Raw genomic sequence first — 460 nt, 5'->3', positions numbered from 1 at the left:
TCAGCAGTTCTCGACAAGTGACATTCACCGACTCTACGAACGCCTCGCAGAGAAGGAAGGCTCAGATCCACTCTCACATGACCGTGTGTATCGCTTACTCAAAGAACAGTCATTACTTGGAATCACCGAGAGCTACCATACCGGCGGCGGCGCATCGAAGGGAGCGTTCCTCCAACATCGGCTGATGAAAGATCCCGAAATCGTAATCGAAGCGCTGGATTCCGGCGAGAAAAGAAACTAATCCAGACCCTCGAAGGATGGTTCGCTGAATACAGGCGGTTTGGAACGCTCCCCATACACCGTAATCGGAATTGGTTCTCCTGGCCGCTAGTTGACCCTCTTTTCGGCTCTTCTCATATACATCCGGCCGACGGTGTAAAGTATGGTTCTTCGAGGTCGCCGACGACCTCGACGAAACCACCCACCCCCACGACTTCATCTGTTTTCGCGTGTCTAACGG

At 53.0% G+C, this 460-nt stretch carries 1 pseudogene; it reads left to right on the top strand.

The features are described 5' to 3' along the window. Positions 1-241: pseudogene (locus DVK03_RS19490) on the top strand (cell division control protein Cdc6); the annotation flags it as partial. Between the last annotated feature and the right edge of the window lie 219 nt (positions 242-460).

The sequence above is a fragment of the Haloferax sp. Atlit-109R genome, assembly GCF_003665865.1.
In the GTDB taxonomy this organism is placed as follows: domain Archaea; phylum Halobacteriota; class Halobacteria; order Halobacteriales; family Haloferacaceae; genus Haloferax; species Haloferax volcanii.
The sequence above is the reverse complement of the archived record's forward strand: the minus strand, read 5'-3'. Positions and strand labels throughout refer to the sequence as shown.